This is a genomic window from Pseudomonas sp. QLc11A, from assembly GCF_052112305.1.
GTDB classification, from domain to species: domain Bacteria; phylum Pseudomonadota; class Gammaproteobacteria; order Pseudomonadales; family Pseudomonadaceae; genus Aquipseudomonas; species Aquipseudomonas laurylsulfatiphila.
Map to the genome: position 1 here is coordinate 301,670 of NZ_JAVAJJ010000002.1, position 22,867 is coordinate 324,536.

Annotated in this window: 16 protein-coding genes; all 16 read right to left on the reverse strand. The window is 61.2% G+C overall.

Features of this window, described 5'->3' with window-relative positions; genetic code table 11:
* Positions 1–2: 2 nt before the first annotated feature.
* Positions 3–1,211, reverse strand: coding sequence for a type II secretion system inner membrane protein GspF (gene gspF, locus Q8X48_RS04250; RefSeq protein WP_407799783.1), 1,209 nt, complete (start codon positions 1,209–1,211; stop codon positions 3–5).
* Positions 1,212–1,214: 3 nt separating this feature from the next.
* The gene (gene gspE / locus Q8X48_RS04255) at positions 1,215–2,687 is read right to left on the reverse strand and encodes a type II secretion system ATPase GspE (RefSeq protein ID WP_407799784.1); all 1,473 of its coding nucleotides are present in this window, start codon (positions 2,685–2,687) and stop codon (positions 1,215–1,217) included.
* A 3-nt stretch (positions 2,688–2,690) separates the two neighbouring features.
* Positions 2,691–4,610 carry a type II secretion system secretin GspD gene (gene gspD, locus Q8X48_RS04260; RefSeq protein ID WP_407799785.1) on the reverse strand — a complete coding sequence of 640 codons (1,920 nt, stop codon included), beginning with the start codon at positions 4,608–4,610 and terminating at the stop codon, positions 2,691–2,693.
* Positions 4,611–4,618: 8 nt separating this feature from the next.
* Positions 4,619–5,155, reverse strand: a complete 537-nt coding sequence (locus tag Q8X48_RS04265; RefSeq protein ID WP_407799786.1) for a type II secretion system protein N — start codon at positions 5,153–5,155, stop codon at positions 4,619–4,621.
* 77 nt (positions 5,156–5,232) lie between these two features.
* Complete coding sequence (gene gbpA, locus Q8X48_RS04270) at positions 5,233–6,699, reverse strand: N-acetylglucosamine-binding protein GbpA (RefSeq protein WP_407799787.1); 1,467 nt, start codon at positions 6,697–6,699, stop codon at positions 5,233–5,235.
* A 293-nt stretch (positions 6,700–6,992) separates the two neighbouring features.
* Positions 6,993–8,060, reverse strand: a complete 1,068-nt coding sequence (hemE, locus tag Q8X48_RS04275; RefSeq protein WP_407799788.1) for a uroporphyrinogen decarboxylase — start codon at positions 8,058–8,060, stop codon at positions 6,993–6,995.
* Between the two features lie 254 nt (positions 8,061–8,314).
* Complete coding sequence (locus tag Q8X48_RS04280) at positions 8,315–9,733, reverse strand: FAD-dependent oxidoreductase (RefSeq protein WP_126048793.1); 1,419 nt, start codon at positions 9,731–9,733, stop codon at positions 8,315–8,317.
* Between the two features lie 32 nt (positions 9,734–9,765).
* Positions 9,766–14,211, reverse strand: a complete 4,446-nt coding sequence (gene gltB / locus Q8X48_RS04285; protein WP_015093144.1) for a glutamate synthase large subunit — start codon at positions 14,209–14,211, stop codon at positions 9,766–9,768.
* Between the two features lie 349 nt (positions 14,212–14,560).
* Positions 14,561–16,162, reverse strand: a complete 1,602-nt coding sequence (locus Q8X48_RS04290; RefSeq protein WP_126048789.1) for an AAA family ATPase — start codon at positions 16,160–16,162, stop codon at positions 14,561–14,563.
* A 10-nt stretch (positions 16,163–16,172) separates the two neighbouring features.
* Positions 16,173–17,273: a 3-dehydroquinate synthase gene (gene aroB, locus Q8X48_RS04295; protein WP_015093142.1), complete on the reverse strand. Its 1,101-nt coding sequence runs from the start codon at positions 17,271–17,273 to the stop codon at positions 16,173–16,175.
* A gap of 150 nt (positions 17,274–17,423) precedes the next feature.
* Positions 17,424–17,942, reverse strand: coding sequence for a shikimate kinase AroK (gene aroK / locus Q8X48_RS04300; protein WP_015093141.1), 519 nt, complete (start codon positions 17,940–17,942; stop codon positions 17,424–17,426).
* Between the two features lie 4 nt (positions 17,943–17,946).
* Positions 17,947–20,010 (reverse strand): type IV pilus secretin PilQ, encoded by a 2,064-nt coding sequence (gene pilQ / locus Q8X48_RS04305; RefSeq protein ID WP_407799789.1) that lies wholly within the window; start codon positions 20,008–20,010, stop codon positions 17,947–17,949.
* Positions 20,011–20,023: 13 nt separating this feature from the next.
* Complete coding sequence (locus tag Q8X48_RS04310) at positions 20,024–20,551, reverse strand: pilus assembly protein PilP (protein WP_407799790.1); 528 nt, start codon at positions 20,549–20,551, stop codon at positions 20,024–20,026.
* Positions 20,548–21,171 (reverse strand): type 4a pilus biogenesis protein PilO, encoded by a 624-nt coding sequence (gene pilO, locus Q8X48_RS04315; protein ID WP_407799791.1) that lies wholly within the window; start codon positions 21,169–21,171, stop codon positions 20,548–20,550. Before pilO ends, Q8X48_RS04310 begins: the two co-directional genes overlap by 4 nt.
* Positions 21,168–21,734 carry a PilN domain-containing protein gene (locus Q8X48_RS04320; RefSeq protein ID WP_407799792.1) on the reverse strand — a complete coding sequence of 189 codons (567 nt, stop codon included), beginning with the start codon at positions 21,732–21,734 and terminating at the stop codon, positions 21,168–21,170. Before Q8X48_RS04320 ends, pilO begins: the two co-directional genes overlap by 4 nt.
* A complete protein-coding gene (locus Q8X48_RS04325; protein WP_407799793.1) occupies positions 21,734–22,798 on the reverse strand; it encodes a pilus assembly protein PilM in 1,065 nt (354 codons plus the stop codon). Before Q8X48_RS04325 ends, Q8X48_RS04320 begins: the two co-directional genes overlap by 1 nt.
* Positions 22,799–22,867: the final 69 nt, after the last annotated feature.

A 22,867-nucleotide genomic window follows, 5' to 3' on the forward strand; every position in this document is an offset into this window, starting at 1 on the left:
GATCAATTCACCAATTGGTTGAGGCTGAGAATCGGGAGCAGGATGGCCATGACGATCAGCAGCACAACGCCGCCCATCAGCACCAGCATGGCGGGCTCGAACAGGCTCACCACCAGCGCAATGCGCGCGGCGAGGCTGCTTTCCTGTTGTTCGGCGGCCCGGGCCAACATGCGATCGAGTTCGCCGGCACGTTCACCGCTGGCGATCATGTGCAGCATCATCGGCGGGATGTCGCCACTCAATTCCAGCCCGCGAGTGAGTGTTCCGCCTTCGCGCACGGAACGGGCGACATCGACCATCCGCGCGCGAATGGTCAGGTTGCCGATGACCGAGGCGGAAATTTCCAGTGCGTCCACCAAGGGCACGGCACTTTTGCCGAGGATCGCCAGGGTGCTGGCAAACCGCGCGGCTTCCATGGCCCGCAGCACTTCACCGATGATGGGCGCACTCAGCAGCCAACGATGCCAGCGCAGACGCCACTGTGGCTGCTGCCAGCTCCAGCGCCACAGGCCGAACAGCGTCACCAGTACACCCATCAGCAACAGGAAATGGTTGCGCAGGCCGTTGCTCACGCCGATCAGTGCCTGGGTCAGCCAGGGCAACGGTTGGCCGCTGTCGACGAAGATCTTCACCACATCCGGCACCACGTAGCCGAGCAGAAAACCGACGATTGCCGCGCTGGCCAGCATCAGTATCAAGGGGTACACCAGAGCCATCTGGATCTTTTGCCGCGAGGCCTGGCGGGCCTGCGTGTAGGCCGCCAGTTGCTCCAGCACATGGCCCAGATGCCCCGAGCGCTCGCCGGCGGCCACGGTGGCGCGGAACAATTCGGGGAAGGCCCTGGGAAATTGTCCCAGGGCCGAGGCCAGGGCGTGGCCTTCCATCACCCGGCTCCTGACCGCCGAGAGCAGGCCTGCGACCTTGCGCTTCGAGCTCTGTTTCGCCACCGCCTCGAGCGCTTCTTCCAGAGGCAGCCCGGCCTGAACCAGCGTTGCCAGCTGCAAGGTTAACAACGCCAGATCAGCCGCGCTCAGAGCTGCGCCGCGAGTTTGCCTGCCTGTATCGCTGCCGACCCGGACCTCGATCAACACACGCGGCCACACGCCACGCTCGCGCAACAGCTGTCGCGCATGACGGGGTCCATCGGCCTCCAGCCGTCCCTTGCAGGATCGGCCTTGGGCATCAAGGGCGCGGTAGTCGAAGGTGGGCATCCGTCAGTGCTCCTGGGTCACGCGCAACAACTCATCGAGGCTGGTCAAGCCTTCCAGCACCCGCTGACGCCCGTCCTGGAACAGGCTGCGCGAGACCTTGCGCGTTGCGTCAACGAGGATTTGCTCACTGGCGCCCTGATGGATCAGCGCCGAGACGGCGGGCGTCACGCTGATCAGTTCGTAGATGCCGATGCGCCCGCGATAGCCGTGCTGGCACTGCGCGCAGCCCGAGGCTTTGAACAGTGCGTGCGATGTGGCCGTGTCGAGCCCCAGGCGCTCACAGGCCGCCGCGTCGGCGGTGTAGGAAACCTTGCAATGGGGGCACAGGGTGCGCAGCAGGCGTTGGGCCAGAATACCCACCAGCGAGGACGCCAACAGGTAGGCATCGACACCCATGTCGACCAGCCGCGTGACAGCGCCGACCGCACTGTTGGTGTGCAAGGTCGACAGCACCAGATGCCCGGTCAAAGACGCCTGCACGGCGATCTCGGCAGTTTCGCGGTCGCGGATTTCGCCGACCATCACCACGTCCGGGTCCTGGCGCAGAATCGCTCGCAGTCCGCGGGCGAAGGTCATGTCGACTTTCGGGTTGACCGGCATCTGGCCCACACCCGGCAGGTGATATTCGATCGGGTCTTCGACCGTGAGGATGTTGCGGGTCTGGTCGTTCAGGCGGCTCAACGCGGCGTACAGGCTGGTGGTCTTGCCGGAGCCGGTCGGCCCGGTCACCAGCAGGATGCCATGGGGTTTGCCCAACAACTGGCACAGGGCCGCGAGGGTATCATCCGGCATGCCCAGCCGATGCAGGTCCAGGCGCCCGGCCTGCTTGTCGAGCAGGCGCAGCACCACCCGCTCACCGTGGGCCGAAGGCAGCGTCGAGACCCGCACATCGACTTCATGCCCGGCCAGACGCAAGGCCATTCGCCCATCCTGGGGCACGCGTTTTTCCGCGATGTCCAGGCGCGCCATGACCTTGATCCGCGACACCAGCAGCGTCGCCAATTCGCGCTTGGGCCTGAGCATTTCACGCAGTTGGCCATCCACCCGCATGCGCACCGACAGGTACTGCTCGAAGGTTTCCAGGTGCACGTCCGAGGCGTGCTCGCGCACAGCTTCACCAAGCAGTGCGTTGATCAGGCGAATGATCGGCGCATCGCCCTGTTGCTCCAGCAGGTCGGCGGTTTGCGGCACCTGATCGACCAGGCTGAGCAAGTCCAGTTCTTCGTCCAGCCCTTGGGCTACCTGCTCCACCGCGCTTTGCCCCTCGCGATAGGCAGCCGCCAGGCGGGAGGCGTATTCTTCGGCGTCGACGATGACGAACGGCAACGTCGACCCGCACACCCGGCGCGCCTCTGACAGTGCGCTGAGCGGTGCATCGCTGCGCAGGGCAAGGCGCAGATCGTCGCCGTCACGCTCCAGCAACACACCAAAACGCCGGGCGAAACCGAAGGGCAATTGCTCGCTGAACTCGCCCATGGGTTACTGCGCCTTGCCGCGCAAGTCGAACATTGGCGCGTCGCTGGCCGGTTCAAACAACCCGCGTGCCTCGGATGGCAGCAGCAACGAGTTGTTTTCCCCCGCCCCTGACTTGCTCAGGTCACGCAGCGCGTTGTAGCGCTGCTGGCTGACCTGAGACAGGTCCTCCTTGCTGCGCACGATGGTCGGGCGCAAGAACACCATCAGATTGCTTTTGGTCTGGGTGTCGCGGCTCCAGCGGAACATCGCGCCGAGATAGGGAATGTCACGCAGCAGCGGCACGCCGCTTTTCTGGGTGCGCACGCTGTCGCGGATCAGGCCGCCGATCACGATTATTTCGCCATCGTCGGCGAGGATGGTGCTTTTGAGCGCTCGCTTGTTGGTGATCAGGTCCGAGGAGTCGATACCCGACACCGAGGGGGCGATGTCCGATACTTCCTGCTCGACCTCCAGGCGCAACGTCGAGCCTTCGTTGATGTAAGGCTTGATCTTCAGGCTGATGCCGACGTCCTTGCGCTCGACGGTGGTGAACGGATTCTCCGCGCCGTTGCTGTTGGTGGCGTAGGAGCCGGTCTTGAACGGCACGTTCTGGCCGACGATGATTTCCGCTTCCTGATTGTCCAGGGTCAACAGGCTCGGGGTGGACAGCAGGTTGCTGTGGGTGTTGCTGGCCAGCGCCGAAATCAGCGCCCCGAAGCGGTCACTGCCCAGTTGCAGGATCGCCCCTTCCGGCGCCGATCGTTTCTCGTCGAACTTCAACCCGCCGACAATCGGAATGTCGGTGCCGGGAAAGTTGATGAGGCCCTTGGCGTCGCCGGTGTTGAGGTTCCACTGCACACCGACGGCTTCGGCGATGTCGCCGGAGATTTCGACGATGGCGGCATGGATCAACACCTGGGCCCGCGGCTGGTCCAGCTGGCGCACGATGCTTTCGATGGTCCGCACCTTTGCCGGCTCGGCAATCAGCACCAGCGCGTTCTGGCTTTCGTCAGCCTTGATCATGAAGGCTGCGCCGCCCGACATGTCCTTGGCGCTGCCGGTGGCGGACGTCTGTTTTCTGCCCTGCCCCATCGACTCCAGAATCTCGGCCAACTGCTTGGCATCGCTGTGACGCAGGCGAATCACCCGGGCGTTGTCGAGGGTCGTGGTGGCCGGCGTATCAAGCCCACGGGCCAGTTCGATCAAACGTTGGCGAACGACCGGCGGGCCAATGAAAATCAGGCGATTGGTCCGGGTGTCAGCCAGTACCTGTATGGCCGACTCGGCATTGCGCTTGCCCATGGAGGCCTCGATCACCGGCGCGACATCGCCGGCCTGGGCATGCTTGAGCTCAAGCACCGCGTGCAGGTTGTTCTGCCCGGAGTCCAGTTCGCGGATCACCCGGGCGATGCGCTTCACATTGGCGGCCGTATCGGTCAGCACCAACGCGTTGGCCGACACCGAGGGGCCGACATAACCGTTGGCAGAAACCAACGGTCGCACCAGCCCGGCAATATCGGTGGCGCTACCGGTGTTCAACCCGATGACTTCGGTCACGAACTGCGACGCCGTGGTGGTTTTTACCGTGCCCTGACCGGCCCGGGTCCTGGCCTCGGCAACCGGGGCAATGAGAATCCGGTCGCCCTCATCGATCACCGTGAAATTGTGGGCGTCGAGCACCGAATAGAACAACCGGCGCACCCCTTCACGATCGAGGGCCTGCCGGGACATGACGGTGATACGACCGGAGACCTTGGGGTCCAGCACTACCGTGGTCCCGAGAATGCTGGAGATCTCCTCGACGATGTCGCGCAGCTCTGCGTTGTTCATCGCCAGTTGCCATTTTTCTTCGGCGCCTCGTAGCGTGCCCGGGAAGGCTGCAGCCGCCAAAACGGCAAGCAAGAGCATGGAACGCAACCAATGCGCGCCGACGAAGCTGTTCATGAAATTCATCACTCTGGTTGCCCGAAGAGCGGGCGTAAAAAATGGGTGGTCGTGGTGACCGGTTGAGCATCGACGGATGATTCGAGCCCCTTCAGAAAACGTGCGCCAGGGGGGACGAGCGTTAGTAGCTCTTCCCGGCCTTTGTTCCACAGCACAACCTGATGGGTATCGATACGACGCAGGACGCTGCCGCCAGGCAAACGCTCGCCCACCTGATAGAGACGGGAGCCTTGAGCATTGGCCAGCAGTGCCTTGGATAATCCGCTGCTGACAAAGCTCGCCTGCAAGGTCAGCGGTTCGGCGCTGGGCCGCGGTGTGGCCTCTGGCGTCAGGCCGAACACGATGGAAATCGATGTTGTTTCGAGCGGCTCACGTACAGGCACCGTCTCCAGAGCTGCGATGTCGGGCAACGGTGAAGCCAGATGCTCGCGAAACGCCCGTTCCTGCCACGCCAGAAACACCGCAGCGCCCACTGGCAACGCGAGCCAACAAATGCTGCTCAGGCATGCCCGAAAGCGTTGTCCGGAAAAATTCGAAACCTTCATTTTCAACTCGGTACTCAGCAGAAGTGCCTGGCATCAGGCGACCTTTTTTGAGGTCGCCTGATGCCAGTTGCGAGGACTTACAACTTGTCCCACGCCATGTGCCAGTGAGCACCGACACCCGGCTCGAAGCCGTTGGCGGAGGGGCTGTACTGCTTGCAGTAACCCGACTCGGGGAAAGGCTTGCACTCAAAGACTTCATTGGTCTTCGGTTGCAGCACCTTGGTACCGGCGGTGTAGCCGCTGAGGCCTTCAGGGAACACGAAGTCGTATTCGACGCCCACGCCTTCACCGGTCAGTTGGGTGGTCTGGTTGTCCTGACGGGTCGTGCGGCCATCCAGGGTGGTGCCGACCAGGGTCAGGGTGTGCGCGCCCGGGTTACTGCGCACATCCATGGACAGCCAGGTGGAGCCACTGGCCACTTGTGCCGACGTGGTGCCTACCGGTTTGTTGTTCTGGTCGAGCAAGGTGGCTTCAACGTTCATCGCACGGTTCGCAATCATGCCGAACTCGACCTTGGCCCGGCCTTTATCCAGAACGTACTCGGCTTGCTGTGAGGCCACCGACATGCGCGCAGCGGTGTCTTCCTTCATGGCCAACTGCACTTCGTAGCGGACTATGCCGCTTTCCTTTTGTGCGTAGAGGCTGTTGGTACCTTTCACGGGCTCGACATTGCCGCTCTCGTCACGAATACCGGCACGGATGAGTGTGTGGGTCGCGTTGATTTTTTCTGCCAGCTTGAACGACCAGTTCTGCGGGACGCCGTCCTCGGCATTGTCGATACTGATCTCGACGCTGTAATCCGGGCTCTCGCCATTGGCCGTAAACGCACGGGCCTTGACCTTGTCACCTGCTAGCAATGGGGTCGAAGGCACAATGCTTGCCACGCGGGTCCAGCCGCCTGGCAGTTCCGGCTCCGCAAGGATGTTCACATCGGCCACGTTGTAAAACGCGGCATCGGTATCACCGACTGTCCAGATACCCAGGATGACATGGTGGCCCGACTTGTCTGCGGGGATGGTGCAGTTGTGTTTGTCGCTGTTGGACGGCTTCTGATTGCTGCCGTCGATGGTGCAAAACGGCGTGCTCTCAAAGGTGGCACGCTTAAGGGACTCGTTTGGATTCCAGCCATTGCGGCTGATGAAATACTCATGCTTGGTGGCAGGGTGAACGGCGGTGTAACGCCATTGGAAATCGATGTTGCGATCCTTGATGTCCGTCAGGTGCCAGCGGGTGGCGGACTGTGCGTCCAGTGCGGAGAACAGCGCGTGACCGCCGCTGGCGATCTTGCCATCGACCGGCCCCTGCAAGGGGGCACCGCCGACACCTGCCGGAAAGCCCTTGAAGGTTTCACCGACGCTCTGCGGCTCGTACTGCGCGCCGCCACAGTTGGTGTTCAAACCTTTCTGGCAGGCCAGTGCGCGTGACGGCGGCACATCCAGATAACCATGGGCGGAAACGGTTTGAGAGGCCAGCATTGCCGATAACAGGATCATCGATGAGGTGCAGGCCGTTAATGCACTTCTTTTATCAAATGTAATTTTCATGATGTGTTCCAGACTGCTTATCGAAAACAAGGCGCCTTGCAGGCGGCGATGTTTGCTTCGTTACCGTTCAGCGTTGTGCTGAACAGGGGTCTGGAACCTTACGGGGATGACGAAGAATTCTATGTAGGAGTAATCATCGAGTCAGGCGGGAACAGTCTGCGCATCCGTTTTCCGACAAGAAAGGAAAACACTCTTACAGAAAGAGATGCTTTATCCGGGAAATATTTCTGTGGGACATAAAAAAACCTGTCCGGCACAAGGCGGGACAGGCTTCTGAAAAACGGTGTTGGCCGTTATTCGTGATACTGCGCCGACAATTCATGCACGGCACGCAGGAATGCACCGGCGTGTTCCGGATCGACCTCCGGCGTAATGCCATGACCGAGGTTGAACACGTGACCACTGCCTTTGCCGTAGCTGGCGAGAATGCGCCCGACTTCAGCGCGAATGGCTTGCGGTTTGGCGTAGAGCACGGTCGGGTCCATGTTGCCTTGCAGCGCGACCTTGTCGCCAACACGGGCACGGGCGTTGCCGATGTCGCAGGTCCAGTCCAGGCCCAATGCATCAGCACCGGAATCGGCGATGCTTTCCAGCCACAGGCCGCCGTTCTTGGTGAACAGGATGACCGGCACCTTGCGGCCTTCATGCTCGCGGATCAGGCCGCTGACGATTTTGCGCATGTAGGCCAGGGAGAACTCCTGGTACGCCGCTGCCGACAGGTTGCCGCCCCAGGTATCGAAGATCTGCACCGCTTGCGCACCGGCCATGATCTGGCCGTTGAGGTAGCTGGTGACCGATTGCGCAAGCTTGTCCAGCAACAGGTGCATGGCTTGCGGGTTGTCGTACAGCATGGCCTTGGTCTTGCGGAAGTCTTTCGACGAGCCGCCTTCGACCATGTAGGTCGCCAGGGTCCATGGGCTGCCGGAGAAGCCGATCAACGGTACACGTCCGTTCAGTTCACGACGGATGGTGCTGACCGCGTCCATCACGTAGCCGAGGTCTTTCTGCGGGTCGGGAATCGGCAGGGCTTCGATGTCGGCCAGGGTGCTGACGACCTTCTTGAAGCGCGGACCTTCGCCGGTTTCGAAGTACAGGCCCTGGCCCATGGCATCGGGGATGGTCAGGATATCGGAGAAAAGGATCGCCGCGTCCAGTTGTGGATAGCGGTCGAGCGGTTGCATCGTGACTTCGCAAGCGAACGCCGGGTTCATGCACAGGCTCATGAAGTCGCCGGCCTTGGCACGGCTGGCACGGTATTCAGGCAGGTAGCGACCGGCCTGACGCATCATCCACACGGGGGTGACGTCTACGGGTTGCTTGAGCAGGGCGCGCAGGAAACGGTCGTTCTTCAGGGCAGTCATGTCGGCATCCGGAAAAAAAGTGCGGGCATTTTCTCAGAGCCGGGCGCAAAAGGCACGAATGCAGGTCAGCCTTTTGTCTATCGGGTCAATTTGTCGCAATGGAATGCAGCCTTCGCAACACCAAGAAACAACTGTGGGAGCGAGCTTGCTCGCGATGGCGGCATCACATTCAACATTTCTGTCGACTGATCCACCGCTATCGCGAGCAAGCTCGCTCCCACAGGGGGTACTGCATTTGGCTCTGGGTTGGGGGGTTATACCCCCAGGTAATCCAGGATCCCTTCAGCCGCATTACGGCCTTCGAAGATCGCCGTCACCACCAGGTCCGAACCGCGCACCATGTCGCCACCGGCGAAGATTTTCGGATTGCTGGTCTGGTGCTTGTACTGGCCTTGCTCCGGAGCCACGACGCGGCCCTGGCTGTCGGTCTGGATCTCGAACTGCTCGAACCACGGCGCCGGGCTAGGGCGGAAACCGAAGGCGATGACCACAGCGTCGGCCGGGATGATCTCTTCGGAGCCCGGGATCGGCTCGGGGCTGCGACGGCCACGGGCGTCCGGCTCGCCGAGACGGGTCTCGACCACCTTCACGCCTTCGACGCGATCTTCACCGACGATAGCGATCGGCTGGCGGTTGTAGAGGAATTTCACGCCTTCTTCCTTGGCGTTCTTCACCTCTTTGCGCGAGCCCGGCATGTTCGCTTCGTCACGACGATAGGCGCAGGTCACCGACTTGGCGCCCTGGCGGATCGACGTACGGTTGCAGTCCATCGCCGTGTCGCCACCGCCCAGGACCACGACCTTCTTGCCTTTCATGTCGACGAAATCTTCCGGCGACTTTTCAAAGCCCAGGTTGCGGTTGACGTTGGCGATCAGGAAGTCCAGCGCGTCGTACACGCCTGGCAGGTCTTCACCGGCAAAACCGCCCTTCATGTAGGTGTAGGTGCCCATGCCCATGAATACGGCATCGTATTCTTCGAGCAGTTGCTCCATGGTCACGTCCTTGCCCACTTCGGTGTTGAGGCGGAACTCGATGCCCATGCCGGTAAAGACTTCGCGGCGATTGCTCAGCACGGTCTTTTCCAGCTTGAACTCGGGGATGCCGAAGGTCAGCAGGCCACCGATTTCCGGGTTCTTGTCGAACACCACCGGGGTCACGCCGCCGCGCACCAGCACATCGGCGCAACCCAGGCCCGCAGGCCCGGCACCGATGATCGCGACACGCTTGCCGGTCGGCTTGACCTTGGACATGTCCGGGCGCCAGCCCATGGCGAACGCGGTGTCGGTGATGTACTTCTCCACCGAACCGATGGTCACCGCGCCGAAGCCGTCGTTGAGGGTGCAGGCACCCTCGCACAGACGATCCTGCGGGCACACCCGGCCGCAGACTTCCGGCAAGGTGTTGGTCTGGTGCGACAACTCGGCGGCCTGGAGGATGTTGCCCTCGGCCACCAGTTTCAGCCAGTTGGGAATGAAGTTGTGCACCGGGCACTTCCATTCGCAATACGGGTTACCGCAACCCAGGCAGCGGTGGGCCTGGTCGGCCGACTGCTGGGGCTTGAAGGGTTCGTAGATTTCCACGAACTCTTTCTTGCGTTGACGCAACAGTTTCTTCTTCGGATCCTTGCGCCCGACCTCGATGAACTGGAAGTCATTATTCAGACGTTCAGCCATTTTAAAACCTCATCAAACTCTTCAGGCGCATATCACTGCGGGTTGGCACGGGTGCTGGAAAGCAACGATTTCAGGCTGGCAGCCTTGGGCTTGACCAGCCAGAAACGGCGCACGTAATCATCGAGGTTCTCGGCGAGTTCACGACCCCACTCGCTGTCGGTCTCCTCGACGTACTCGTTCAGCACGCGTTGCAGGTGGCTACGGTAGGCTTCCATCGCCTCGCCGCTGATCCGCTGGATTTCCACCAGTTCGTGGTTGACCCGGTCAACGAAACTGTTGTCCTGGTCGAGCACATAGGCGAAACCACCGGTCATGCCAGAGCCGAAGTTATAACCGGTCTTGCCCAACACGCAGACGAAACCACCGGTCATGTACTCGCAGCAGTGATCGCCAGTGCCTTCCACCACGGTGTGGGCACCGGAGTTACGCACGGCGAAGCGCTCGCCCGCGGTGCCAGCGGCGAACAGCTTGCCGCCGGTAGCGCCGTACAGGCAGGTGTTGCCGATGATGGCACTGTCCTGGGTGCGGTAGACGCTACCCTTCGGCGGCACGATCACCAGCTTGCCGCCGGTCATGCCCTTGCCGACGTAGTCGTTGGCGTCGCCTTCCAGATACATGTTCAGGCCGCCGGCGTTCCACACACCGAAACTCTGGCCCGCGGTGCCCTTGAAGCGGAAGGTGATTGGCGCATTGGCCATGCCCTGGTTGCCGTGCTTGCGCGCGATTTCGCCGGAGATCCGTGCACCAATGGAACGGTCGCAGTTGCAGATATCCAGGGCGAATTCAGCGCCGCTCAGGTCGTTGATCGCCGAGGTGGCCATGTCGACCATTTTCTCGGCCAGCAGGCCTTTGTCGAACGGCGGGTTGCGGTCTACGCCACAGAACTGCGGTTTGTCCGCCGGCACGTGGTCGCTGCCCAGCAACGGAGTCAGGTCGAGGTGATGCTGCTTGGCGGTCTGGCCTTCGAGGACTTCCAGCAGATCGGTACGGCCGATCAGCTCCTCGAGGGAACGCACGCCCAGCTTGGCCAGCCACTCACGGGTTTCTTCGGCGACGTAGGTGAAGAAGTTCACCACCATGTCGACGGTACCAATGTAGTGGTCCTTGCGCAGCTTCTCGTTCTGGGTCGCGACGCCGGTGGCGCAGTTGTTCAGGTGGCAGATGCGCAGGTATTTGCAGCCCAGGGCGATCATCGGCGCGGTGCCGAAGCCGAAGCTTTCAGCGCCGAGGATGGCCGCCTTGATCACGTCGAGGCCGGTTTTCAGGCCGCCGTCGGTCTGCACCCGAACTTTGCCGCGCAGGTCGTTGCCGCGCAGGGTCTGGTGGGTTTCCGCCAGGCCGAGCTCCCACGGCGCGCCCGCGTACTTGATCGAGGTCAGCGGCGATGCACCGGTGCCACCGTCGTAGCCGGAGATGGTGATCAGGTCCGCGTAGGCCTTGGCCACACCGGCGGCGATGGTGCCGACGCCCGCTTCCGCTACCAGCTTCACCGAGACCAGCGCTTTCGGGTTGACTTGTTTCAGGTCGAAAATCAGCTGCGACAAGTCTTCGATCGAGTAGATGTCGTGGTGCGGTGGAGGCGAGATCAGGGTCACGCCCGGCACTGCGTAACGCAGCTTGGCGATCAGACCGTTCACTTTACCGCCCGGCAGTTGACCGCCCTCGCCCGGCTTGGCGCCTTGGGCGACCTTGATCTGCAGCACTTCAGCGTTGACCAGGTATTCCGGAGTCACACCGAATCGGCCAGTGGCAACCTGCTTGATTTTCGAGCTCTTGATGGTGCCGTAGCGCGCCGGGTCTTCGCCGCCTTCGCCGGAGTTGGAACGCGCACCGAGGCGGTTCATGGCTTCGGCCAGGGCTTCGTGAGCTTCCGGCGACAGGGCGCCCAGGGAGATACCGGCGGAGTCGAAGCGTTTGAGCACCGATTCCAGCGGTTCGATCTCGCTCATATCCAACGGAGTGTCGAGGGTTTTGACTTTCAGCAGGTCGCGGATCATCGACACCGGGCGGTTGTCCACCAGCGAGGTGTATTCCTTGAACTTGCTGTAGTCGCCCTGCTGCACAGCGGCCTGCAGGGTGTTGACCACGTCCGGGTTGTACGCGTGATATTCGCCACCGTGGACGAACTTCAGCAGGCCGCCTTGCTGGATCGGCTTGCGCGGACTCCAGGCTTCGGTGGCCAGGGCCTTCTGCTCGGCTTCGATGTCGACGAAACGCGCACCCTTGATGCGACTCGGCACGCCACGGAAGCTCAGGTTGCAGACTTCCTCGGACAGGCCGATGGCCTCGAACAGCTGCGCACCGCGGTACGAAGTAATGGTCGAGATGCCCATCTTCGACAGGATCTTGAGCAGGCCCTTGGTGATGCCTTTACGGTAGTTCTTGAACACCTCATAGAGGTCGCCCAGTACTTCACCGGTACGGATCAGGTCACCCAGCACTTCATAAGCCAGGAACGGATAAACGGCAGAGGCACCGAAACCGATCAACACGGCGAAGTGATGCGGATCGCGAGCGGTCGCGGTTTCCACCAGGATGTTGGAGTCGCAGCGCAGGCCTTTTTCGGTCAGGCGGTGGTGCACCGCACCGGTGGCGAGCGAAGCGTGGATCGGCAACTTGCCCGGGGCTATGTGACGGTCACTCAGCACAACCTGGGTACGACCGGCGCGCACGGCTTCTTCGGCCTGATCGGCGACGTTGCGGATGGCCGCTTCGAGGCCGACGCTTTCGTCGTAGTTCAGATCGATGATCGCGCGCTCGAAGCCCGGACGATCGAGGTTCATCAGCGAGCGCCACTTGGCCGGGGAAATGACCGGCGAGCTGAGGATCACGCGCGAGGCGTGTTCCGGCGACTCCTGGAAAATGTTGCGCTCGGCACCGAGGCAGATTTCCAGCGACATGACGATGGCTTCGCGCAGCGGGTCGATCGGCGGGTTGGTGACCTGCGCGAACTGCTGGCGGAAATAGTCGTACGGCGTGCGCACGCGCTGGGACAGCACGGCCATCGGCGTATCGTCGCCCATCGAGCCCACGGCTTCGTAGCCCTGTTCGCCGAGTGGACGCAGCACCTGGTCGCGCTCTTCGAACGTGACCTGGTACATCTTCATGTATTGCTTGAGCTGGTCGACGTCGTAGAACGCCGAGCCGTGGTCGTTGTCTTCCATGGTCGCCTGGATGCGCAGGGCATTCTTGCGCAGCCATTGCTTGTACGGATGACGGGACTTCAGACGGTTGTCGATCGCATCGGTGTCGAGGATCTGGCCGGTTTCGGTGTCCACGGCAAAGATCTGGCCCGGGCCTACGCGGCCCTTGGCGATCACATCTTCAGGCTGGTAGTTCCAGACACCGATTTCCGAAGCCAGGGTGATGAAACCGTTCTTGGTGGTGACCCAACGCGCCGGACGCAGACCGTTACGGTCGAGCAGGCACACCGCGTAGCGACCGTCGGTCATTACCACGCCAGCCGGGCCGTCCCACGGTTCCATGTGCATCGAGTTGTATTCGTAGAACGCACGCAGATCCGGGTCCATGGTCTCGACGTTCTGCCACGCTGGCGGAATGATCATCCGCACGCCACGGAACAGGTCGATGCCACCGGTGACCATCAGCTCCAGCATGTTGTCCATGCTCGAGGAGTCCGAACCCACGCGGTTGACCAGCGGGCCGAGCTCTTCCAGGTCCATCAGGTCGTTGGTGAACTTGGTGCGACGGGCCACGGCCCAGTTGCGGTTGCCGGTGATGGTGTTGATCTCGCCGTTGTGCGCCAGGAAGCGGAACGGTTGAGCCAGCGGCCATTTCGGCAGGGTGTTGGTGGAGAAGCGCTGGTGGAACACGCAAATCGACGTTTGCAGGCGCTCATCGCTCAGGTCCGGATAGAAGGCGGTCAAGTCCGCCGGCATCATCAGGCCTTTGTAAATGATGGTCTTGTGCGAAAAGCTGCAGACGTAGTGGTCGGTGTCGGCGGCGTTGGCCACGGACGAGCGACGACGGGAGGTGAACAGCTTGACGGCCATGTCCTGGTCGCTCAGGCCTTCACCGCCGATGAACACTTGCTCGATCTGCGGCAGGCGCTCAAGGGCCAGGCGGCCGAGGACGCTGGTGTCGATCGGCACTTTGCGCCAGCCGACCAGTTGCAGGCCGGCGGCCAGGATCTCGCGGTTCATGTTCTCGCGAGCGGCTTCGGCTTTGACCGGGTCCTGGTTGAAGAAGACCATGCCCACCGCATATTGCTTGGGCATTTCGACGCCGAAGGTTTCCTGGGCGATGGCTCGCAGGAACACGTCCGGCTTTTGAATCAGCAGACCGCAACCGTCACCGGTCTTGCCGTCGGCATTAATCCCACCGCGGTGGGTCATGCAGGTCAGGGCCTCGATGGCCGTTTGCAAAAGGGTATGACTGGGCTCGCCCTGCATATGGGCTATCAGGCCGAAACCACAGTTATCCTTGAATTCATCTGGTTGGTACAGACCTGCTTTCATAGACACTTTCTCACCAGGCTGCCTCTGATCGAGGCAAATTTCTTTTCAATTCAACCACTTGCCATCCGCGCCGAACGTACGCCAGCTTTGCGGGGACAAAAGGGAGGTCATTGTACACACCGACACTTGGCCTCACAAATTTGACGACGAAATGTCGCAAATCCATGTCGCATTTGTGAAAGGTTTAAAGCGATCTGCTGTGCTAGTCAAAACTTTTTTAATTTTGACCGCAACGACTCAAAGACTACTGTGACGCAGACACCACAAGGCACGCAGCCCGGAAGGTTGCGCGCACTTGTAGAAATTTTGAGGTGCTTGGAGAGGCGGCCTGGGTAAGGCCGCCGAATCTTCAGCGAGTTGTTGCCAGTTCCTGTTGGACGCTGGCGACAGTGCGAGGCCAAGGTTTACCAGCCTGAACCTTCGCTGGCAAGGCCTTGATGGCGGAAACGGCTGCATCACGATTGGCGAAGTTGCCGTAGGTGATCACGTAGAGCGGCTTGCCATTGAGGACTTTCTTGAAATAGCGGTACTCGCCGCCCTGCTCCTTGACGAAGCTTTGTGCGGCCGTTTCGGAGCTGGTGCCGAGGATTTGCACCACGTAGTTGCCCGGAGCCTGACCGGCGTACCAGGTGCCGCCAGCAGCCTTGGCCGCCGGAGCCGGTTTCTCGGCAGGCTTGGCCGCCGCAGCAACGGCTGGCTTGGCTGGCGCTGGAGCAGGCTTGGCCACTGGAGCAGGGGCTGGCTTGGCGGTGGCGACCTGAGTCGGCGCAGGTGCCGGCGCAGGTGTCGGCTTGGCCGCCGGCGTCGGCGCAGGGCCGGCAGGAACGCCCACAGGCGGCGCCGTGGTGGTCACCGTCGGCGGTGTGGCGCTGGAGCCTTCAACCGGAACGCCGTCGTCGCCTTCGGTAATGCCGCCTGCGGCTTCAGCCAGCGGGGCGCGCATGACCGGTTGCGAGTTACCGACCAACGGCAACGGCATCGGCTGCGTGTTGCCGGCGAATTCGACGGCCGGAGCACCGCCATTCGCGGTCGGCTGGCCCTGGCCAAGCGGCAGTTGCGCCTGTTCATTGGCCGGCGCACCGGTGGTTGGTGCCTTGTTGCGACCCGGCATCATCCAGGCGGCAGCTACCGCAACCACGACAACGGCGGAAATCGCCAATACGTGTTTCTTCGGCATATTGAACCCCATTTTTGGACGCTTGACCGCAGAGCGGCTGGCGATCATGGCTTCGATCATTGCATCGCGGGCGACCTGATTGATGCTGCCAGGCCAACCTTCGGAGCTTTCGTGAATATCAGAGATCTGATTCGCGGTGAAAAGTTCGATGCCGCGGCCAGCGCCCTCGAGCCGCTGCTCCAGATACTCGCGGGTTTCGTCCTCGGTATAGGGCTGCAGTTCGATGACATGGAATCGCTCTTCCTCGAGATGCAAAGCCTCAAGCTGAGCGATCATCGAGGTCTCGCCGAACAGGAACACATGCGGGCGACCTTCAGGCGCGCCGGCCGCCAGGACCATCAGAACCTCAAGGGCGGACTCATCGAGCTGTTCGGCGTCATCGACCAGCAAATAGACTTCCTGCCCGGTGAGCGCAAGCTGCACCACCTGGGCCAGAATAGCGTCGGCATCCGCCTGGGCGACATTCAGCGCCTGGGCCACCTGACGCAGCACACCGGCCGCATCACCGGCGCCACGGGCGGACACCACCACGCTTTGTACCGACTGCTTGTTGGTGCTGGCGACCAGGGCTTGACGCAGCAGGGTCTTGCCACTGCCCTCGGGACCGGTGACCACCAGCAGCAGTTGACTGTAGCGGGCCAGGTGATGCAACTGCCCCAGCACGGGTTTGCGCTGGGCCGGGAAAAATTTGAAGCCAGGCACCCGTGGAGCAAAAGGGTCATGACTCAACTGGTAATGGCCGAGGAAAGCCTCGTCGGCATGCAAACTAGTCATCGTGTTCTTATTAACCTTTAAGCTGAGCCAGGGCGCGGTAGTCTGCCCCCAGCGTGGCCTGTAGAACCTCTTTCGGATAATCGTCGGTCACCACCGCTTCACCCATGTGGCGCAGCAGCACCAGGCGCAAACGACCGTCGATCACTTTTTTATCAATGGACATATGTTCGAGGAAATCGGCTTCTGTCATCTCTTCTGGCGGAATGACCGGCAGCCCTGCACGCTGGAACAGACGAATGCCGCGATCACGCTCCTGCTCGCTGATCCAACCCAGTCGCGCGGACATTTCCAGCGCCATCACGGTACCGGCAGCCACCGCTTCTCCATGTAGCCAGACACCATAGCCCATGTGGGTTTCGATGGCGTGGCCAAAAGTGTGGCCCAGGTTCAACGTGGCACGAACGCCCGTCTCTTTCTCATCGGCACCGACCACCGCCGCCTTGGCCGCGCAAGAGCGCTCGATGGCATAGGTCAGGGCTTGCTGGTCCAGATTGCGCAGGCGGTCGACGTTGTCTTCGAGCCAGGTCAGGAACGGCTCATCACAGATCAGCCCGTACTTGATGACTTCGGCCAGACCGGCGGACAGTTCGCGCGCCGGCAGGGTATTGAGGCTGGCGGTATCGATCAGCACCACGTTCGGCTGATAGAAGGCGCCGACCATGTTCTTGCCCAGCGGATGGTTGATCCCGGTCTTGCCGCCCACCGAGGAGTCGACCTGCGACAGCAGCGTGGTCGGAACCTGGATGAAATCGACGCCGCGCTGGTAGCAGGCGGCGGCAAAGCCGGCCATGTCACCGATCACTCCGCCACCGAGGGCGATCACCGTGGTGCGGCGGTCATGCCGCGCGGTCAGCAGACCGTCGAAAATCAGCTGCAGGGTTTCCCAGGTCTTGAAGGCTTCACCGTCGGGCAGCACCACGGAAATCACCGAGTACTGCGCCAGGCTGCGGGTCAGACGCTCAAGATAGAGCGGTGCAACAGTCTCGTTGGAGACGATCGCCACTTGCCGTCCGCGAATGTGCGGGGCCAGCAGCTCAGGCTGATCCAACAAACCTTCGCCAATATGAATCGGGTAGCTGCGCTCGCCTAGATCGACCTTGAGTGTCTGCATGTGTCCCCACAGTGAAGATGAATCAGGCGTCCTGCCTTGAGTTAACGAATATCCACGGCATCTGCTGGTATGACGCCGTTCGGTAGCCATCTGCCACAACCTTGAGCGGTCATGGCCAAACGCCGAGGATAGCGCATTTCGCGCGGCGCTTTAACGGGGTGGCAACTGCTGCAGGCGCTCTAGAATGTCGAGTACGACCATTCGCGGCGGTCGCTCATCGGTTTCGACCACCAGGTCGGCAATTTCCCGGTAAAGCGGATCGCGGATCGCCAACAGATCCCGAAGGGTCTTGGCCGGATCGGCAGTACGCAACAATGGCCGATTGCGGTCACGGGCCGTGCGGCCGACCTGCTGCTCGACCGAGGCATGCAGATAAACCACCCGCCCACCGGCATGCAGTGCCCGACGATTGGCTTCGCGCATGACCGCGCCACCACCTGTCGCCAGCACCACTCCGTCGTAATCGCACAGCTCGGCAATCATTGCCTGCTCGCGATCACGAAAGCCCGGTTCGCCTTCTTTATCGAAGATCCAAGGGATATTGGCGCCCGTGCGCAATTCAATTTCCTTATCGGAATCTTTGAATGGCAGGCGCAGCTCTTTGGCCAGCAACCGGCCGATGGTGCTTTTTCCAGCACCCATCGGTCCTACAAGAATCAAATTTCGCACAGAATCAATGACTCACAGCAATCGCCTGATTATTCATGATACGCGGAGTGAGGAATACCAACAGCTCGGATTTTTTCTCCGAAACCACATCACGCCGGAAAAGGCGGCCAAGATACGGCACATCGCCAAGAAATGGCACCTTATCTACGACCTTGCTCTGAGTATTTGAGAAAACGCCGCCAATGACGATGGTCTCGCCATCGTTGACCAGGACCTTGGCGTTGACCTCGTTTTTCTTGATCGGCGGTACATCCTGGACCTTGTTCAGGTAGTCCGGCTCGTCCTTGGTCACCTTGACCTCCATGATGATCCGGTTGTCGGGCGTGATCTGCGGCGTCACCTCCAGCGACAGCGACGCCTCCTTGAACGACACCGAAGTCGCGCCACTGGAACTGGCCTCCTGATAGGGAATCTCGGTGCCCTTGAGGATCTTGGCGGTTTCCTTGTCGGACGTGACCACCTTGGGTTGCGAGACGATTTCCCCGTTGCCGGTTTTCTCCATGGCCGTCAGTTCCAGGTCCAGCAAGACGTTATCGGTGATGAACGCGATGCCGATTCCCGAGGTGTTATTGGCTACGCCCATGTCGACGAACGGCGAGTTTGTGCTGGTACTGCCGGGCGTGCCGATGGTCGATGACCCGTTGAGTCCATTGCTGACACCGGAGGTGTTCCAGTTGCCCCGGTTCTGTATCGATCCGCCCCAGCGCACCCCGAGGCTTTTGTCATAGTCGACGTTGGCTTCGACAATGCGCGCCTCGATCATGACCTGACGCACAGGGATATCCAGCTGCGTGACGATCCTGCGCAGCTCATCAAGCCGGTCCTGGGTCTGGTAGGCAATGATGTTGTTGGTGCGCTCGTCGACAGTGATCGACCCCCGCTCGTCGGGTTTCGCTTCGGCACTGGTCACCGACTGGAAGAGCTTGGCGATGTCCGCCGCCTTGGCGTAATTCACCTGCAACAGTTCCCGGCGCAACGGCGCCAGATCGGCAATCTGCTTTTGTGATTCCAGTTCCTGTCGCTCACGGGCAGCAATTTCATCGGCCGGCGCAACAAGCAGGACATTACCGACCTTGCGCTTGTCCAGCCCCTTGGTTCTCAGCACCAGATCCAGCGCCTGATCCCACGGCACGTTCTGCAGGCGCAACGTGATGCCACCCTGCACCGTATCGCTGGCCACCAGATTGAGGTTGGTGAAATCGGCGATCAATTGCAGCACCGACCGCACATCGATGTCCTGGAAGTTCAGCGAAAGCTTCTCGCCGCTGTAAGCCTGTGGCCCGACATTGCGCTTTTGCAGGTCGTCGACCGTCGCCGGGCGAACGCTGACCGTGAGCTTGCTGTCGGTCTGATAGGTCGAGTAATCGAACGCACCACCGGGCTCGATGCTGATGATGGCTCGATCGCCGCTCGCGCTGGCCTTGACGAACTGCACGGGGGTGGCGAAATCCTTCACATCCAGACGCACGCGCAACGGCTCGGGCAATCGGGTTTTGGCAAACCCGACAATAATCTTGCCCTCGCGCTGTTGTATGTCGGGCGCAATCGATGGGTCCGACAAGTCGATCACCACGTTGCCCTCGCCCTGCGTCCCTCGCTGAAAATCCACACCCCGAATGGCCTTGCCTGGCGTCGCAGCGGTGCGTGCCGGCATTGCCGGGGCCGCCGGCCTGGGTGTCGACGGTTTGACACCCTGCCCGACAACCACCAGCAAATTGTTGCCTTCAATTCGCGAGTCGTACGGGGCCGACTGAGCCAGGTTGATGATCAATCGCATACGCCCCCCGGCCTCCACCACCGTTGCACTACGGGCATTTCCACTACCGAGATCGCGAGTCTTGCTGGCCAACTGACTGACGACACCCGGCAAATCCAGCGCAATCCGGGCCGGCGACTCAGTCATGTAGCCCTGAGGCAACGGGGGCGGCGCATCGAACGACAACTTCAACTCGACCCGGTCTCCCGGCAGCGCAGCGACATCCAGCGCCTTGAGATTGGCCGCTTGTACCATCGGCGACAACATCGCTATCCATAGCGAAAGGCCGAAGGCGGAGAAAATCCTGTTCATTATTCGGGTTCCACTATGAGTGCTCTTTCAAAGGGATGGTCCGGGGACGCTCCAGCCACGCACCCTGACCATCAGGGACAATTTCAACCACATCGACTTGCGAACCACTGATCGCAACGATTCGTCCGTCGTTACGCCCCAGGTAATCACCGACCTTCAGGCGGTGAACGCCACCCGCCCCGCGCAACAGGGCAAAGGAACCTGTCGCATTGGAAAGGGTGCCGACCATTTCAAACTGCTCGATGTTGAAACCTTCGAGGTATTGCCTGACCCGGTCAGGGTCGGGCTTGACGTTGCGCGAACCCCGCCGATGGGCCGCCAGATCAGTGCTGACCTGTGGTGAAAACGGACTGCGCAGGTTCGCTGCGTCGTAGGTGAATGTCGGGTAAGACCGGAATACCGGCGTTGGTTCAATACTGCCCGGCCCGCGCAGGCGTATTTCGCTCAGGTAGGCGTCCAGATCGCTGTAGTCATCGCCAGCGCCACAACCGGACAGAACAGACAGCAACAGCACCATCGGAATACAACGCGCCGGGGTCATTGATGTCGCCCCGTTTCGTTGTAGCGGTAGGTCTTGGCGAGGATGCTCAAGCGCAGTTTCGGAGCCCCCTGTGGACTGACGGGGGCAAGGTCGAAATCGTGCAAGGTGACGATTCGCGGCAACCCGGCCACGCCACTGACGAAGGTGGCCAGGTCGTGGTACCCCCCGGTGACCATGATCTGGATCGGCAACTCGATGTAGAACGGCTGGGCGACCTCCGGCAGCAACTTGATCTCCTCGAACTCCAGGCCACTGCCCAGACCTGTACGCGTGATGTCTTCCAGCAAGCCGGGCACCTCGGTGTCGCCAGGCAGTTGTCGCAACAGCACACCGAAAGCACTCTCCATCTCTTTGAGCTGCTGGGTGTAGAGATCGAGATTCGCCGCCATGCGCGCTTTACCGGCGAACTGCTCCTTGAGCGTCGACTCTTCCTCACGCTTCAGATCGAGCTGGCTCTCGAGGTCGCGAGTGGAAAAGTTGTAGCCCAAGGCCAGCACCACAAGCATCAGCAAACCGGCCACCAGACACTTGATCGCCGGCGGCCAGGCCCCCATGTTGCTGGTGTCCAGCTCATTGATGTCGATCTTGCGCAGCCCTTCGAACCATTCGGACAGGCTCATTTGCCTCCCTCCGGTGCTGCGGGTTGAGTCTGGCGAACGGTCAACTGGAAGACGTTGGCCTGCTCCACCTGACCGGCAGCTGCGGCCTTGACTTCGGTCAGGCTCGGCGCATCGAACCAGTCTGATGCTTCGAGGTTGCGCATCAAGTCTGAAACACGGTTGTTGGATTGCGCGGCACCGGTGATGGACAAGGTCTTTCCGGTCATTCTCACTTCGGTGAAATACACACCGTCAGGCAGTGCCCGCGCCAACTGGTCAAATATTCGCCCGCTGATTTGGCGGTTGTCCTGCAGGCTCTGAATGATGCGCATGCGCTCGATCAGTTGTTGGCGGCGTTCCTTGAGATCATTGATCTGCGTGATCCGCTCATCGACCACGGCGATTTGCCTGCCGATGTAATCGTTACGGGCGATTTGCCGGTCGATGGCACGGCTGATGGCCTGGTTGGCAACCAGCACCGCACCCATCGTACCCGCCATAGCGGCCACCAGGACCAGCAGGAAGCGTTTGCGTCGAACTTCACGCCGCTCCTCGCGCCAGGGTAAAAGGTTGATCCGCGCCATCAGTCGAAGCTCCTGAGGGCAAGACCACAGGCGATCATCAACGCCGGGGCATCACTCGCCAGGGCGGCACCATTGACCTTGCTGCCCAGCATCATTTCGGAAAAAGGGTTCGCGATCAGGGTCGGCGTGCCCAATTGCTGCTCGATCAAAAGGGGCAGCCCCGGGACCGACGCGGTACCGCCGGCCAGCAGAATATGGTCGACGGCGCTGTACTGGCCGGCAGCAAAGAAGAACTGCAACGAACGCGACACCTGCTGCACCAGTGCCTGTTGAAATGGCTGCAAGACCTCACCGGCATAGTCTTCCGGCAGGCCGCCCTTCCTTTGCGCCAGACTCGCCTGCTCCAGCGTCAGGCCATAGCGACGCTGGATTTCCCCGGTCAACTGCCGACCGCCGAACAGTTGCTCACGGGTGTAGATAATCCGCCCGTTGTGCAGCACGCTCAGGGTGGTCATGGTGGCGCCGATATCCACCACTGCGACCGTCAAAGGTTCCTTGGAAACCGCAAGCCGACTGGCCAGCAACCCGAATGAACGCTCCAGTGCATAGGCCTCGACATCGACTACGCGGGCGGTCAGCCCAGCCAGAGCCAGGGCGGCCTCGCGGACCTCGACGTTTTCCTTGCGGCAAGCCGCGAGCAGCACGTTGACCCGCTCCGGGTTGCGCGCGCAGGTGCCCTGGACTTCAAAGTCGATCGCGACTTCATCCAGGGGATAGGGAATATATTGATCCGCCTCGATCTTCAGCTGACGTTCCATTTCGTCTTCGGAAAGAGCGGCATCCATCTCGATGATCTTGGTGATCACCGCCGAGCCTGCCACAGCCACGGCCACACCCTTGAGGCCGGTTCTGGCCCTGGTCAGCGCGCGCGCGAGGGCCAGCCCCACGCCCTCGAGGTCAGCGATGTTCTTTTCGATCACCGCGCCGACGGGCAAAGGCTCGACCGCATAAGCCTCGACCCGGAAGCGTTCGCCCTGACAGCTCAATTCCAGAAGCTTTACCGAGGTAGAGCTGATATCGATTCCGAGGAGCGTACTGGATTTTTTGTTGAAGAGTCCTGGCACTACCAATTCCCTATGACTTTCCGTGAGTTACGGACTCTGCAATGTCCATTGCGTTCAATCCGCCCGTCT